Consider the following 16092-nt stretch of genomic DNA (forward strand, 5'->3'; position numbering starts at 1 on the left):
CTCCACCTCGCAGTGCTCCCCGTGAGCCTCGGTGGCGCGTGCCGACGCCGCGGCGGCCGCCGACTCTAGGCGACCCCTGCGTCCCCCGTTTCCGGGAGCCGTCGCGGGTGTCGCCGCGTTCGGCCCTCGCCGCGCGTGCTCTGTGCATGAGCGGCATCCCTCCCAGAAACTAAGGTGGAATCCATGACGCTCTCGGTCGCCGTCTCCGGCGCTTCCGGTTATGCGGGCGGTGAACTGCTGCGCATCCTCGCAGCCCATCCCGATGTCGAGATCACGACCGTCACCGCGCACGCGAACGCCGGCCAGCCGCTCATCGCGCACCAGCCGCACCTGCGCTCCCTCGCGCACCTCACCCTCGAGGACACGACGCCCGACATCCTCGCCGGCCATGACGTCGTCTTCCTCGCGCTGCCGCACGGGCAGTCGGGTCAGTACACCGACGCGCTGAAGGACTCCGCGCTCGTCATCGACGCGGGTGCCGATCACCGGCTCACCGATCCGGCCGCGTGGGCCCGGTTCTACGGCGGCGACTTCCACGAGCCGTGGGCCTACGGCGTGCCGGAGCTCGCCGTGGCGACCGGGAAGCAGCGTGCGAACCTCGTGGGCGCGACCCGGATCGCGGCCCCCGGCTGCAACGCGTCGACCGTCAGCCTCAGCCTCGCGCCCGGCGTCGCGGCGGGCGTCATCGACGCCACCGACCTCGTCAGCGTGCTCGCGGTCGGGCCGTCGGGCGCGGGCAAGAGCCTGAAGACGAACCTGCTCGCGAGCGAGATCCTCGGCACCGCGAATCCGTATGCCGTGGGCGGCACGCACCGGCACATCCCCGAGATCCAGCAGGCGCTGCGCGGGGCCGGCGCCGACGACGTGCGCATCTCGTTCACGCCCGTGCTCGTCCCGATGGCCCGCGGCATCCTCGCGACCTCGACGGCCCCCATCCGGGCGGGCGTGACGGATGCGCAGCTGCGCGACGCGTGGGAGAGCGCCTACGCGGGGGAGACCTTCGTGCAGCTGCTGCCCGAGGGGGTGCTGCCGCGCACCGCCGACGTGCTCGGGGCGAACACGGCGCTGCTGTCCCTCGCGATCGACCGCGACGCGAACCGCGTGGTCGTCACCGCCGCGGTCGACAACCTCGCCAAGGGCACCGCCGGTGCCGCCATCCAGTCCATGAACATCGCGCTCGGCCTCCCCGAGGACCGCGCCCTCACCGTGAACGGAGTCGCCCCGTGAGCGTCACCGCCGCCCAGGGATTCGCCGCCGCCGGCGTCGCCGTCGGATTGAAGTCGACCGGCAAGCCCGACGTCGCGCTGGTCGTCAACCGCGGCCCACGCAAGGTGGGCGCCGCCGTGTTCACGAGCAACCGGGCCAAGGCGAACCCGATCATCTGGTCGCAGCAGGTCGTCGCGGACGGCGTCATCGAGGCGGTCGTGCTGAACTCCGGCGGGGCGAACTGCTTCACCGGATCGTTCGGCTTCCAGACGACCCATCAGACCGCCGAGAAGGCCGCCGAGCTCCTCGGGGTGAGCGCCGGCGACGTCGTCGTGTGCTCCACGGGCCTCATCGGCACGGGCGACGAGGTCTTCCGGGCCAAGGTTCTCGCGGGCGTCGAGGAGGGCGTGGCGGCGCTGTCGGACGACGGGGGAGAGGCGGCATCCCTCGCGATCATGACCACCGACTCCCGGCCCAAGCGCGCGGTGCGCACCCACGACGGGTGGACCATCGGCGGTATGGCGAAGGGCGCCGGGATGCTGGCGCCCGGCCTCGCGACGATGCTGGTCGTCATCACGACCGACGCCGAGCTCACGAGCGCCGAGGCGGATGCGGCCCTGCGCCGCGCGACCGGCACGAGCTTCGACCGGCTCGACTCCGACGGGTGCATGTCGACGAACGACCAGGTCACCCTGCTCGCGAACGGGGCCACCGGCATCCATCCCGATCTCGACGTGTTCGCCGCCGTGCTCGCCGACCTCTGCCAGGACCTCGCCCGGCAGCTGCAGGGCGACGCCGAGGGCGCGAGCCACGACATCACGATCCGCGTGGTCGGCGCCGAGAGCGAGACCGACGCGGTCGAGGTCGGGCGCTCCGTCGCGCGCAACAACCTGTTCAAGGCCGCGATCTTCGGCAACGACCCGAACTGGGGGCGTGTGCTCGCCGCCATCGGCACCACCGCGGCCGCGTTCGACCCGTACGACGTCGACGTGTGGATGAACGGCGTGCGCGTGTGCAGCCAGGGCGGACCCGACCGTCCCCGCGAGGAGGTCGACCTCGCCCCGCGCGCCACCGACCTGCTCATCGACCTGAAGGTCGGCACCGCCGAGGCGACGATCCTCACCAACGACCTCACCCACGACTACGTCCACGAGAACAGCGCGTACGCCTCATGACCGATCCCGCCCTGCAAGACACCGACCCGACCGAGGCCTCCGCGAAGGCGGCGACCCTCATCGAGTCGCTGCCCTGGCTGCGTCGCTTCCGCGACCAGATCGTCGTCGTCAAGTACGGCGGCAACGCGATGGTCTCCGAGGAGCTGCAGGACGCCTTCGCCGCCGACATGGCCTACCTCCGCTACGTCGGGGTCAAGCCGGTCGTCGTGCACGGCGGCGGTCCCCAGATCTCCGACATGCTCGACCGGCTCGCGATCCCGACCGAGTTCAAGGGCGGCTACCGGGTGACCTCCACCGAGGCGATCTCGGTGGTGCGAATGGTGCTCACCGGTCAGGTGAACCCGCAGCTGGTCGCCAAGATCAACGCCCACGGCCCGGTCGCCGCGGGTCTGTCGGGCGAGGACGCGGGCCTGTTCGGCGGGCGCCGTCGCGGCGTGCTCGTCGACGGGGTCGAGCACGACCTCGGCCGGGTGGGCGACATCGTCGAGGTCGACCCGCAGCCGGTGCTCGACCACGTGACGGCGGGCCGCATCCCGGTCGTCTCCTCGATCGCCCCGGACCTCGACCACCCCGGGCAGTCGCTGAACGTGAACGCGGATGCCGCGGCCGCCGCACTGGCGGTGGCCCTCGGGGCATCCAAGCTGGTCATCCTCACGGACGTGCCGGGGCTCTACGCCGACTGGCCGAACCGGGAGTCGCTCGTCTCGAGCCTCACGGCCGAGGAGCTGCGCACCATGCTGCCGTCGCTCGAGTCGGGGATGATCCCGAAGATGCGGGCGTGCCTCGACGCGATCGAAGGCGGCGTGGAGACGGCGGCGATCATCGACGGACGGGTGCCGCACTCGGTGCTCGTCGAGATCTTCACTCAGAAGGGCATCGGAACGGAAGTGGTGGCGAAATGAGCGACGCAGACGCGCAGACCGAGATCTGGCAGGAGGCCGCCGGGCGTGACCTGGTGCGCAACTCCGGCGACCGCCTGGCCCTGCTGACCCGTGGCGAGGGCGCCTACGTCTGGGATGCCGCGGGCACCCGCCTGCTCGACTTCCTCGCCGGCATCGCTGTGGACGCCCTCGGGCACGCCCACCCGGTGTTCGTCGACGCGGTGACCCGGCAGGCGCAGACCCTCGCCCACGTGTCGAACTACTTCGCCACGCCGCCGCAGCTCGAGCTCGCGGCGCTGCTGAAGCGGCTCGCCGGTACCGGCCCCGCCGGCCGCGTGTACTTCGGCAACTCGGGGGCGGAGGCCAACGAGGCCGCGTTCAAGCTGGCCCGTCTCCACGGCGGCAGCGCGCGGCCGCGCATCCTCGCGCTCGAGAGTGCGTTCCACGGCCGCACGATGGGCACGCTGGCGCTCACCGGAAAGCCGGGAATGCGCGCGCCGTTCGAGCCGATGGTGCCGGGCGTGGAGTTCCTGCCGTCGACGATCGAGGCCCTCGAGGCCGCCGTCGACGACACGGTGGCCGCCCTGTTCGTCGAGCCGATCAAGGGCGAGGCGGGCGTCGTGCCGCTGCCCGAGGGGTACCTCGCCGCGGCACGGGCGATCACAGCACGCCATGGCGCGCTGCTCATCATCGACGAGATCCAGACCGGCGCCGGCCGCACCGGTGCCTGGTTCGGCTTCCAGCACGAGGGCATCGTGCCCGATGCGATCACTGTCGCCAAGGGCATCGGCGGCGGCTTCCCGATCGGCGCGCTGATCACGTTCCCGACGGCCAGCGAGCTGTTCTACCCCGGCACCCACGGATCGACGTTCGGCGGCAACGCGCTGGCGACCGCCGTCTCGGTCGCGGTGCTCCACGAGATCGAGCGCGCCGGCCTCGTCGAGGCGGCGACCCTGCGGGGCGCTCAGGTGCGCGCCGCCGTCGAGGCGATCGGCTCGCCGCTCGTCACCGGCACGCGCGGTCAGGGGCTGCTCATCGGCGTCGCCCTCACCGACCCCGTCGCGAACGAGGTCACCGCCGCCGCGCAGCGGCACGGCCTCATCGTGAACGCGGCCAACGACAGCACGGTGCGGCTGGCGCCGCCCCTCATCATCGGCGATGTCGAGATCGACGAGTTCCGCGAGCGGTTCGCCGCCGCACTCGCCGAGGTCGCGGCATCCGTCGTTCTCTCCCCGGAGGTGTCCGCATGACCCGCCATCTGCTCCGCGACGACGACCTGACAGCGGTCGAGCAGGCCGAGATCCTCGATCTCGCCGTCGAGCTCAAGCGCGACCGGTGGGCGCAGAAGCCGCTCGCCGGTCCTCAGACGGTCGCCGTGATCTTCGACAAGTCGTCGACGCGCACCCGCGTGTCGTTCGCGGTGGGCATCGCCGACCTCGGCGGCTCGCCGCTCATCATCTCGACCGCCAACAGCCAGCTCGGCGGCAAGGAGACCCCCGCCGACACCGCCCGGGTGCTCGAGCGCCAGGTCGCGGCCATCGTGTGGCGCACCTACGCCCAGGCCGGGCTCGAGGAGATGGCCCGCGGCACCCGCGTGCCCGTGGTCAACGCGCTCTCCGACGACTTCCACCCGTGTCAGCTTCTCGCCGACCTCCTCACCATCAAGGAGCACAAGGGCGAGCTCGCCGGGCTCACCCTCGCGTTCTTCGGGGACGGGCGCAGCAACATGGCCCACTCGTACGTGCTGGCGGGGGTCACCGCCGGAATGCACGTGCGCGTCGCCTCGCCCGACACCTACGCGCCCCGCGACGACGTGATCGACGACGCCGACCAGCGCGCGAAGGAGACCGGAGGCTCGGTGACGCTCTACACCGACCCGCTCGAGGCCGCCGCCGGCGCCGACGTGGTCGTCACCGACACCTGGGTGTCGATGGGCAAGGAGGAGGAGAAGCTCGCGCGCCTGCGCGACCTCGGCGCGTACAAGGTGACGAACGAGACGATGTCGCTCGCCGCGTCCGACGCGATCTTCATCCACTGCCTGCCTGCCGACCGCGGCTACGAGGTCGACGCCGAGGTCATCGACGGCCCGCAGAGCGTCGTCTGGGATGAGGCGGAGAACCGCCTGCACGCCCAGAAGGCCCTGCTGGTGTGGCTGCTGCGCCAGCAGTGAGCCGCGGCATCCGCTCGTCCATCCCGCACGAAAGGGTCGAACCTGTGACCGCTGAGTCCGCGCACGGAACCAATGAGGGTGCTCTCTGGGGCGCCCGCTTCGCCGGCGGGCCGTCGCCCGAGCTGCAGGCCCTGAGCCGCTCGACGCACTTCGACTGGGTGCTCGCTCCGTACGACATCGCCGGCTCGCACGCGCACGCCACCGCGCTGACCGCGGCGGGCTACCTGAGCGCCGACGAGGCGGCGCGCATGCACGCGGGCCTCGACCGGCTCCTCGCGGCCGTGACGTCGGGGGAGCTCGTCGCCCAGCCCTCGGACGAGGACGTGCACGGCGCGCTCGAGCAGGCGCTGATCGCCGAGGTCGGCGCCGAGCTCGGCGGCAAACTCCGCGCCGGCCGCAGCCGCAACGATCAGATCGCAACCCTGGTGCGCCTCTACCTGCTCGATCACGCCGCGGTCATCGCGCGTGAGGTGCGTGCGCTCATCGACGCGCTCGTCGCCCAGGCCGAGGCGCACGAGACGGCGATCCTCCCCGGTCGCACGCACCTTCAGCACGCGCAACCCGTGCTGCTCGCGCACCACCTGCAGGCGCACGGCTGGGCGCTCACGCGCGACCTTGAGCGGCTGCGCGACTGGGCGGTGCGCGCCCGTGTGTCGCCGTACGGCGGCGGTGCGCTCGCCGGGTCCACGCTCGGTCTCGACCCCGCGCTCGTCGCGCGCGAGCTCGGGCTCGCCGAGCCCGCCCAGAACTCCATCGACGGCACCGCCTCGCGGGACGTGGTCGCCGAGTTCGCGTTCATCGCCGCGCTCATCGGCATCGACCTGTCGCGGTTCGCCGAGGAGATCATCCTCTGGAACACCCGCGAGTTCTCCTTCGTGACCCTCGACGACGCGTATTCGACCGGGTCGAGCATCATGCCGCAGAAGAAGAACCCCGACATCGCCGAGCTCGCGCGCGGCAAGGCGGGCCGCCTCATCGGCAACGTGTCGGGGCTCCTCGCCACCCTCAAGGCGCTGCCGCTCGCCTACAACCGCGACCTGCAGGAGGACAAGGAGCCGGTGTTCGACTCGGTCGCCACCCTCGAGGTCGTGCTGCCGGCGTTCACCGGCATGGTCGCCACCCTGCGCTTCGACACGGCGCGCATGGCCGAGCTCGCGCCGCAGGGGTTCTCGCTCGCCACCGATGTCGCCGACTGGCTCGTACGCGCGGGTGTGCCCTTCCGTGACGCGCACGAGATCTCGGGTGCGCTCGTGCGGGCGTGCGAGTCCGCAGGGATCGGACTCGAGGATGCCTCCGACGCCCTGCTCACGAAGATCTCACCGCTGCTCACCCCCGCCGTGCGCGAGGTGCTCACGATCGAGGGATCGGTCGCGTCACGCGATGGCGTCGGCGGCACCGCGCCCGTGCGGGTCGCTGAGCAGCGTACGGCGCTGATCGCGGCGGCACAGGCGGCGGCCGCGGCTCTCGCGGGCTGAGGGGTTCACGCCTCCTCTGCGATACCGACGCCCGTCGTTCACCTTTCGTTCGCGCGACGGTCGTGACGAGGCGGCACGATCCCGGACGTGTCCAGCTGCATCTGGCGCAACTCACAGGAGGGTGCCAGGTGGCTGCGCAGGTGCACTACGTCAGGTTCGCGAGCACGCAGGATCGTGTGGCGCAGGAGTGGCTGCGCGCGACGCAGCTCATCGTCGAGAGCGGCACGAGCGCGCTGGTCACGCCGCCGCCTGATCGCGGCCGGGCAGGGTCCGTGGTGGGCTGGCGACTGGTCAGCGAGAATCATCGCGAGATCGCGCGCGGGAGCCGCCTGCATCCCAGCGACCGTGCTGCAGGGTTCGATGCGGCGACACTCGCGCGACGGGCGACCGAGCTGATCGTTCATGCCGCCCGGCAGCATCAGACGCGCACCAGTCGCTGGTTCGCGGTGCTGGACGACGACATCGTCCTGGTGGGTTCGCGCGCGTACGAGAATCGTGTGACAGCCCGCAACGCAGGTGCGCTCGCGGTGCGCTCGCTCGCGATTCTCGGCGCGGGGGCCGACATGCTGAGTACGGGGCAGGTGCCGCCCGAGGGAGAGCCTGCGACGTGACCGCGTCGGTCGTGGGCGGTCGATACCGGATCGGTACGACCCTGGGGAGCGGAGGCACCGCGACGGTCTACGAGGCTCACGACGAGCAGACCGACCGCGTCGTCGCGCTGAAGCTCCTCCACTCCCACCTCGCGAAGGACAACGCCGCCTGCGATGCGTTCTTCGAAGAGGTCGCTGCATCCTCTGCCATCCCGCATCCCGCGATCGTCACCGCGATCGAGTGGGGTGTCGATCGGAGTGGTGATGTGCCGGTGGCATGGATCGCCATGGAGCTCGTTCCCGGAGTGACGCTCGCGCAGCACGTGCGCACTCACGGCCCCTTGCGCGCCGCCGACACGGTTCTGTTGGCCGATGCGCTCTTGAGCGTCGTGGCCGCCGCGCACGATGCCGGCGTGGTCCATCGGGACATCAGCCCCAGCAACGTGATGGTCGACATGGCATTCGACGACGGCGGAGTGCGTCGCGAATCGGTGCGACTCCTCGACTTCGGCCTCGCCGATGTCTCCGGACGATCGACCCACGGCGCCGATCCCCTCCTGAGTGCGCCCGGCGCCGGCGTGGTGGCGAACGTGCCCTATGCGTCGCCCGAGCACCTGACCGGCGCATCCGTCACCGAGGCGAGTGATGTGTATCAGATCGGGGCCGTGCTCTGGTTCGCGCTGACCGGGGGGCCGCCGTTCGCCGGTGATCGCGACGCGGTCTCGTTCGCGCACCGTGCGCTGCCGCCGCCGCGACTGGGCGACGCGCTGCCCGGAGCGGATCCGACCCTGGAACGCATCCTCGTGCGCGCCCTCGCGAAGCAGCCGGACACGCGCTACGCCCCATCCGCCATGCGATCGGCGCTGCGCGGCGTCGGACGCGGCGCCGGCTCGCCGGCCCCCGCTCCACGCCGACCGTCTCGCGCGACCCGCGATGAGCCGGTCGGGGCTACCGCTCTCCTCCCACCGCCGTCCGCGTCGCGCCGAGGAGGGACGGCGGTCTCCCCCCGTTGGCGGCGCAGGGGAGCGGCGGCAGCGGTGATCGCCGGGATTCTGGTCACCGGGGCCGCGATCGTCGGGCTGTCGGCGGCAGCCACCCCGACCGCCTGGGGATCGCCCGCCGCCCTCGCCTCGACGCCGCCGGTGTCTCCCACCCCCTCCACCAGCCCTGCTGTCGTGACGGTGACCGTGCCCGACGTGGTGGGGCTGTCGCGGGCCGATGCGATCGCCGGTCTCGAACGGGCGGGACTCCATGTCGGTCGCGTCGATCTGGTGGATGCCGCCGCCGCCGCCGACACGGTCGTCGCCTCCGTCGCGGCGCCAGGCGCGCGTGTGGTGGCCGGCGTGTCCATCGATCTGCGCGTCGCATCCGGGAACAACCTGGTGCCCGATGTTCGCGGACTCGATGCGTCGACCGCCGGCGCGCGCCTCACCGCGGCCGGGTTCCCGAGCGCCGTCGTGTCCGGCGGGTCCCCCGGCGACCTGGTCATCGTCTACGCGCCACAGGGCAGTGTTCCGCTCGGCACGGCGGTCTCCCTCACGGTGGCACCCGCCTCGGTGCCGACCCCGACGCCCGATGCTCCGCCCACTCCGAGCGCGTCCCCGTCGGCGACCCCGACGATGTCGCCGACCCCCACGGTCATGCCGACGCCGACCCGATAGTCGGAAACTCGTCGCACCCGAGCTCGATATTCGTCCTCAATCTCGCGTACACGTCGGGTTCACCATCGGACCGGACACTTCGTGGTGTCCCGATTGGCTCGCTTCATGGCGGAGAACGGAATCAGCTCATGAGCGAAGCTCTCACGGAGGTGCTGCCCGATGCGGGCGGCGCCCGCCCTCGCTCGCTCCGGTCGAAGCCGGTGCGCGCAGATCGCGTCTTCCGCGCCGTGTCGTACTCCGCGGGCGGAACGACGGTCGCGATCATGCTCGCGGTGGGGCTGTTCCTCTCTCTGCGTGCGAGCGACGCCCTCGGTGTCGCCGGCTTCTCCTTCCTCACGACGCAGGAATGGACGCCCGAGACGCAGACCTTCGGTATCGCCGCCGTGCTCTTCGGAACCATCACTATCGCGACGATCGCCATGTGCATCTCGGTACCGCTTGCTCTGGGAACGGCACTTCTCATCAGCGAGATCGTGCCGGCGAAGGCGAGGCGATTCCTGATCACTCTCGTCGACCTGATGGCCGCAGTCCCGAGCGTCGTCTTCGGCCTCTGGGGTGTCTTCTTCCTGCAGTCGAACGTGATCCCGGTCGCGCAATGGATCTCCACCTACTTCGGGTGGATCCCGTTCTTCGCCGTCACGGATGATTCGGGTCAGAGCATCACGGACGCCGGTGCGTTCACGTCGTCGGCCTTCATCGCCGGCATCGTGGTCGCGCTCATGGTCGTGCCCACGCAGACCTCGATCATGCGCGAGTCGTTCTCGCAGGCACCGCTCGGAGAGCGCGAGGGCGCACTCGCGCTGGGTTCGACCCGGTGGGGGATGATCCGCACGGTCGTATTGCCCTTCGGGCGCGGCGGCATCATCGGCGGCACGATGCTCGGACTGGGGCGTGCACTGGGCGAGACCATTGCGGTGGTGATGATCATCTCGCCGATCTTCTCGATCAACTGGCAGGTGCTGAAGTCGGGAACGAATTCGGTGTCGGCGTTGATCGCCCTCCGGTACGGCGAGGCGACCCAGTTCGGGCTGTCCGCCTTGATGGCGGCCGGGCTCGTGCTGTTCATCCTCACTCTGATCGTCAACTTCACGGCGTCGATGATCGTCGCTCGGAGTCGATCCGGGGCGGAGAGCTGATGACGATCATCGAGTCCGGGGAGACGGGCGAGCTGCGGGACCCGTCCGGCGAGGATGCGGTGCCTCGGCGTACACACACGCCCCGTCGAGAGTCCCCGACGATCGGGGTGAAGCGCGACCTCCGCGGCATCCCTCTCGACGACACGTTCAACGTGCTCGGAGCCGCCGCGGCCGGTTTCGCGATCGCCACGCTGCTGTTCGGATGGCTGACGCCCATGACGGGTTACGTCGGCTGGATCGTCGTCGCCTTCCTCGCCTTCCTCTTGGTCTACGCGGTGCTCGCATCCCTGCGCGCCGATCGCCTGGCCGTCACCGACCGCATCATGACCACGCTGTTCTACTCGGCCGGGGTCCTTCTCCTCGGCGCACTGATCTTCGTGCTGGGCTATACGGTCATCCGCGGTCTCCCGGCGCTGATCAACCCGAACTTCTTCGTGCAGACGATGACGCTCGCCGGTCCTCTCGACCCGCTGAGTGTCGGTGGAGTGGCTCACGCGATCGTCGGAACGCTGATCCAGATCAGCATGGCGCTCGTGATCACGATTCCCCTCGGGATCGCCACCGCCGTCTTCCTCAACGAGATCGGCGGACCGTTCGCCCGTTTCGTGCGAACGATCTCCGACGCGATGACGGCGCTTCCGTCGATCGTGGCGGGTCTGTTCGTCTACGCGGCCGTCGTCACCCTCATCACCCACCAGCGATCCGGCTTCGCCGCGACACTCGCGATCAGCGTCATGATGCTTCCGATCATCATCCGGGCCTCGGATGTGCAGCTGCGTCTGGTGCCCCACAATCTGCGCGAGGCGTCCTACGCTCTCGGCACGAACCGCTGGCGCACCGTCTGGCATGTCGTTCTGCCCACGTCGCGCTCGGGGCTCGTCACGGCGGTGATCCTCGGAACGGCGCGAGGAATCGGCGAGACCTCGCCGGTGCTCCTCACCTCAGGCGTCACCGCGGAGATGAACCTCAATCCCTTCCAGGGTCCGATGATCTCGCTTCCGCTCCAGGTGTTCGACTTCGTCAAGTCGCCTGAGCCCAACATGATCTCCCGCGGATTCGGGGCCGCGGCCGTGCTCGTGCTCCTGGTGCTGACGTTGTTCATCGTCGCCCGCCTCATCGGCGGATCGGGTGCCGGCCAGTTGTCCGATCGTCAGCGTCGAGCCGCGGCGGCAGCGTCCGCGCGCGACCTCGAGCGCATCACGGACACGCAGGTCGCGATCGCGCTCGCCCAGGCGCCCCCACCCACCGGCGCTCCCCGCAAGCCGAAGGGCAAGCCTCCCGCAGATCTCCGCTGGCGAATGGCCCAGCGAGAAGCTGATCGGCGGGCGGAACCGGATGCCGCGCAGCATCCGTCATCGCCCGACCTCACCCCACCCGTCACACCGCCGTCGGAAGAGAACCCCTCGTGAACGTCCGGACCCGCCTCGCCGCCGCGCTCGCCGCCGTCGTGCTCCTGCTGACGATCGCGACGCCCGCGACCGCGGACTCGTACGCGCCGATCTCCGGATCCGGATCCACCTGGTCGCAGAACGCCCTCGACCAGTGGCGCAAGAACGTGGCGAGCAATTACGGCATGACGGTGAACTACTCGGGAACCGGCTCCAGCGCCGGTCGCACCGACTTCATCAACCAGACCGTCGATTTCGCCATCTCCGAGATCCCCTTCCAGTCCAAGCCCGAGGACGGTTCGGCAGCCGAGGTCCCGCCCGTGTCGTACGCCTACATGCCGATCGTCGCCGGCGGCACGTCGCTGATGTACAACCTCAAGATCGGCGGCAAGCGGGTCACCAATCTCCGGTTGTCCGGTGAGGTGATCGCGAAGATCTTCACGGGCAAGATCACGAAGTGGAACGATCCCGCAGTACAGGCCGACAACCCGGGTCTCGCGATGCCCGACCGGACGATCACGCCGGTGTACCGCTCGGATGGCTCGGGTACGAGCGCGCAATTCACGCTGTGGATGTCGACCCAGTACTCGTCGATCTGGACGTACGGCATGCGATCGCAGTTTCCCGCCGTCAACTCCACCTTCAAAGGACAGAACGGCTCGCTCGGCGTCGCGGGGTATGTGAGTCAGGACTACGGCGAGGGGGCGATCACGTACGTCGAGTATTCGTACGCGATGAAGTCCGGATTCCCGGTGGCGAAGGTCCTCAACAAGGCGGGCTACTACGTCGAGCCGACGTACCAATCTGTCGCGGTGGCGATGCTCGCGGCGACGATCAACCCGGACCTCACCCAGAACCTCACCGGCGTGTACAACAACACCGACCCGCGAACCTACCCCATGTCGAGCTACTCGTACATGATCGTGCCGTTGCAGCCGACCAAGGTCTTCACCACGGACAAGGGCAAGACCCTCAGCAAGTTCGCCGACTACATGATCTGCGAGGGTCAGCAGCAGGCAGCCGCGCTCGGCTATTCGCCACTGCCCATGAACCTCGTGCAGGCGGCATCGGCGGTCGTCGCCAAGATCCCGGGATCGGTCGGCGGCGTCGACTTCAACAACTGCAACAATCCGACGTTCAAGGCGGGCGACTCACCGACGAGCAACCAGCTGGCCTCGACGGCACCCCAGCCCGCCGCCTGTGACAAGCAGGGCCCGACTCAGTGCACCAGCGGAACCGGTGGCGCGCAGCAGTCGACGGCCGCCACGGGGTCGGGGGCTGTGAACAACTCCTCCAGCGGCGGCGCATCCTCCTCCGGGGGAGGCTCGGGCGGCACCTCCACCGGGTCGACCGCAGACGGGGCGAGCACGGGCACAGCGGTGTACGACGCCAACGGCAACATCGTCTCGGGGTCCGCCGGCGGATCATCCGGGCAGGCTGCTGTGTCCGCCCCGTTCACGCTCGCATCGGATGGGTGGGGGCCCCAGCAGTACCTCATGCTCGCCGCGGGGGTGCTGCTTCTCGCCGCCGTGATCCTGCCACCCACCCTGATTCGCCGACGCGGACGCAGACCCGACAGTCGACGCTGACCCGAGCTGTCCGCGACGAGCACTCGGCTCGTTTGCCCGGCGACGATCCGATCGAGTGTCGTCGTTACCGGTCGGTTCATCGGCAATACACCACCCGCTTTTAGCTTGAGAGCGTTCGGGTGAACGCTCGCCCCTGCCAGGAGGAACGTCGTGCCCACCGTCCCGCGTCAGCGCCGCCAGCGCTGGATCGCGTCCGTCGCCGTCGGGCTGATCTGCGGACTCGTCGCGTTCGGCGCGACCACGGCGATCGGCATTGCGGCGGCACCGCCGGCGCACGCGGCGACCGACACCTCCTCTGCAGTGACGATCACGTCGGCTCAGCAGGATCCGGATGTCGCGAACGCCCCGATGCCCGATCTCGCTGTGACGATCTCGCAGACCCAGAACCTCACGTCGCAGGGCATCAGGCTCACGTGGACGGGTGGCAAGAAGTCGATCGCACCGTCCGCCGGCGGCAACGGCGGTGAGAACTTCCTCCAGATCTTCATGTGCTGGGGTGACGATCCGACGGACACCTCGCGTCCCGACCGCACGACGTGCGAGTACGGCGGGACGGGAGCGGTCGGTGCGACGCGGGACGCCTACCGCAGCACGGCGCTCGCCGACATCCCGACGGAGGACCAGCCGTACTCGGCGGCGAGCAAGGTGTCGTTCCTTCCTCCGTATACGGCGATCCCCTTCGTCGCGCGAAACGGTGCCCGGGTCGACGGCGTGAAGGTCGATCCCGCGACCAAGGCCAACGTCATCGACACGAGCGTCGACGTCAACAACAACCAGTTCTTCACGTCCTATACGACGAATGAGATTCCCTGGGCCGGCTCCGGCAACGACGGCAAGGGGTCAGTGAGCTTCGAGGTGCAGACAGCGGTGCAGTCGGATGCGCTCGGCTGCGGTTCTGCCGTGACGACGGGCAGTGTGACCACGGGTGCGAGCTGCTGGCTCGTCGTGCTCCCGCGGGGAACCTCCGACAACGGATCGGTCAACATCACCCAGTCGGGGTTGTTCATCGACTCCTGGCGGCATGCGTTGGCCGTGAAGCTCGGATTCACGCCGGTCGGCTCGCGCTGCCCGATCGGGCAGACAGAGAAGCAGGTACAGGGAAGCGAACTGGCGGCGCTCGCGGTCAACTCGTGGCAGCCCGTTGTCTGCACACAGGCCGGCGGGTCCGTGTACTCACTCATCACCGGCGCGGAGTCGGATGCGGTGGCGAACGCGGCGACAACGACGGACGCGCCGCTCGCATTGACGAGCTACCCGCTGACGACGGACGGATCGACGCCGGATCCCCTCCAGTACGCGCCGGTCGCGCTCACGGGATTGTCGGTGTCCATCGCGATCGACCGGTTCCCGAACCCACTCGACAAGACGGTTCCGCAGCAGTACGTCGATGCGGCGCGCACGCCGTTCACCTCCATCAACCTCACTCCCCGGTTGCTGGCAAAGCTGTTGACGAACTCCTACCTCTCGTCCCTTCCCACGGGAGCGGACACGAAGTACCTGACCGGCAATCATCCGTACAACATCACGCAGGACGAAGACTTCCTCGCCGTCAACGATCCCGAGTGGCGCTCGCAGGCGCTGAACGGTGCCCCGATCGCGGACATCATCGTGCCTCAGGGGCGTTCCGACGCCGCGCGTGCCATCTGGGCGTACATCGCGTCCGATCCCTCCGCCCGGGACTTTCTCGCGAGCAAGCCCGATCCGTGGGGCATGGTCGTCAACCCGTACTATTCGACAGACCCGACGATCAACCCCACCAAGGCGGCCTTCTCCCTCGACCGCGAGGACTTCCCGAAAGCGGATCCCGTCGAGTACGACCCGCCGAATCAGGACCCGATCAACGTGATCACGTGGCGTCCGTACGCGAGTGATCTGACGAGTGTCGCGTATCTGACGCTCCGAGGCGATGGCCAGGGACCCGGTCCCTGGGACCCGAACTCCGTGCCCCCGAAGTACACGAAGGTCCCGCGAATGCTCCCGGGATCGCAGCGGCTGATCGGGTTGACCACGGCATCCGCGGCAGATCGCTACCAGGTGGTGACGGCGTCGCTGCTCAACGCAGCGGGGAAGTTCGTCGCGCCGACGACAGCGGGCATGACCGCAGCGGCGGCCGCAATGACCTCGCCGTCTTCGGGATCTCGCGTTCTCCAGCTCGATCAGACCTCGACCGCCGCGAAGGCCGCCGCTGACGCCTATCCACTCACGATGCCCGTGTACGCCGCGAACAATCCGGTGATCACGAGCCCGGCGCTCCGTTCCGCGTACGCGTCGCTGATCACGTTCGCTGTCAGCCCAGCTGCACAGACACCTGGAACGTCGGTCGGCGCGCTCCCGGACGGGTTCGCCCCGCTGCCGGCCGCGTGGATCTCGACCGCGACAGCGGCCGCGACCGCGATCCAGAACGGAACCGCTCCCGCGGTGCCCTCGTCCACGACGACCCCGGCACCGTCGTACGTCGGCTCGCAGCCGAACGTCTACAACAACTCGTCGGGGCCGACGCTCGGGTCGACCTCGACGTCGTCGACGACGGATGGCGCTGCCCCCGCCCCCGTGCCGTCCGCCTCGGGGTCGCCGTCGGGTGCCCTCGCGGCGACGACCACGCCGGCTGACCCCGCGGTGGGCGGCATCGCCGCCGCCGTTCCCGCGAGTCTCGCCGGCGGCCTTGCGTGTGCGTTCGCGTTCCCCATCTTGGGACGTTTCCGCAGACGCCTCTAGACCCGCGACCCCGGTCGCGAATGAGCATCCCCCCTCCCGCAATACCGCTTGTCCCAGAAGTACGCAACTGAACACCGAATCACCACTACACCCGAAAGGTACTGAG

12 protein-coding genes are annotated in these 16092 nt (G+C 69.7%); all 12 read left to right on the top strand.

Annotated elements, in window-relative coordinates; all coding sequences use genetic code 11:
* Window positions 1–183: 183 nt before the first annotated feature.
* Complete coding sequence (argC, locus tag BGO15_RS10445) at window positions 184–1227, top strand: N-acetyl-gamma-glutamyl-phosphate reductase (RefSeq protein WP_056519479.1); 1044 nt, start codon at window positions 184–186, stop codon at window positions 1225–1227.
* Window positions 1224–2381, top strand: a complete 1158-nt coding sequence (argJ, locus tag BGO15_RS10450) for a bifunctional glutamate N-acetyltransferase/amino-acid acetyltransferase ArgJ (RefSeq protein ID WP_056519477.1) — start codon at window positions 1224–1226, stop codon at window positions 2379–2381. Before argC ends, argJ begins: the two co-directional genes overlap by 4 nt.
* Window positions 2378–3283 (top strand): acetylglutamate kinase, encoded by a 906-nt coding sequence (argB, locus tag BGO15_RS10455; protein WP_045247636.1) that lies wholly within the window; start codon window positions 2378–2380, stop codon window positions 3281–3283. The genes argJ and argB overlap by 4 nt, the downstream gene beginning before the upstream one ends.
* Entirely contained in the window at window positions 3280–4512 is a 1233-nt protein-coding gene (locus BGO15_RS10460) for an acetylornithine transaminase (protein ID WP_056209330.1), read from the top strand. The genes argB and BGO15_RS10460 overlap by 4 nt, the downstream gene beginning before the upstream one ends.
* Window positions 4509–5432 (top strand): ornithine carbamoyltransferase, encoded by a 924-nt coding sequence (argF, locus tag BGO15_RS10465; protein WP_056209328.1) that lies wholly within the window; start codon window positions 4509–4511, stop codon window positions 5430–5432. Before BGO15_RS10460 ends, argF begins: the two co-directional genes overlap by 4 nt.
* Window positions 5433–5476: 44 nt before the next feature.
* Window positions 5477–6907 carry an argininosuccinate lyase gene (argH, locus tag BGO15_RS10470; RefSeq protein ID WP_056209325.1) on the top strand — a complete coding sequence of 477 codons (1431 nt, stop codon included), beginning with the start codon at window positions 5477–5479 and terminating at the stop codon, window positions 6905–6907.
* A gap of 176 nt (window positions 6908–7083) precedes the next feature.
* Window positions 7084–7518 carry a hypothetical protein gene (locus BGO15_RS10475; RefSeq protein ID WP_137877714.1) on the top strand — a complete coding sequence of 145 codons (435 nt, stop codon included), beginning with the start codon at window positions 7084–7086 and terminating at the stop codon, window positions 7516–7518.
* Complete coding sequence (locus tag BGO15_RS10480) at window positions 7515–9158, top strand: serine/threonine-protein kinase (protein WP_056209319.1); 1644 nt, start codon at window positions 7515–7517, stop codon at window positions 9156–9158. Before BGO15_RS10475 ends, BGO15_RS10480 begins: the two co-directional genes overlap by 4 nt.
* A gap of 128 nt (window positions 9159–9286) precedes the next feature.
* Complete coding sequence (gene pstC / locus BGO15_RS10485) at window positions 9287–10294, top strand: phosphate ABC transporter permease subunit PstC (protein ID WP_056519474.1); 1008 nt, start codon at window positions 9287–9289, stop codon at window positions 10292–10294.
* 107 nt (window positions 10295–10401) lie between these two features.
* Window positions 10402–11703, top strand: coding sequence for a phosphate ABC transporter permease PstA (pstA, locus tag BGO15_RS10490; protein ID WP_286748225.1), 1302 nt, complete (start codon window positions 10402–10404; stop codon window positions 11701–11703).
* Entirely contained in the window at window positions 11700–13271 is a 1572-nt protein-coding gene (pstS, locus tag BGO15_RS10495) for a phosphate ABC transporter substrate-binding protein PstS (RefSeq protein WP_056209316.1), read from the top strand. Before pstA ends, pstS begins: the two co-directional genes overlap by 4 nt.
* A gap of 150 nt (window positions 13272–13421) precedes the next feature.
* The gene (locus BGO15_RS10500; protein ID WP_056519471.1) at window positions 13422–15986 is read left to right on the top strand and encodes a hypothetical protein; all 2565 of its coding nucleotides are present in this window, start codon (window positions 13422–13424) and stop codon (window positions 15984–15986) included.
* Window positions 15987–16092 lie beyond the last annotated feature (106 nt).

Source organism: Microbacterium sp. 71-23 (genome assembly GCF_001897265.1).
Lineage (GTDB): Bacteria > Actinomycetota > Actinomycetes > Actinomycetales > Microbacteriaceae > Microbacterium > Microbacterium ginsengisoli.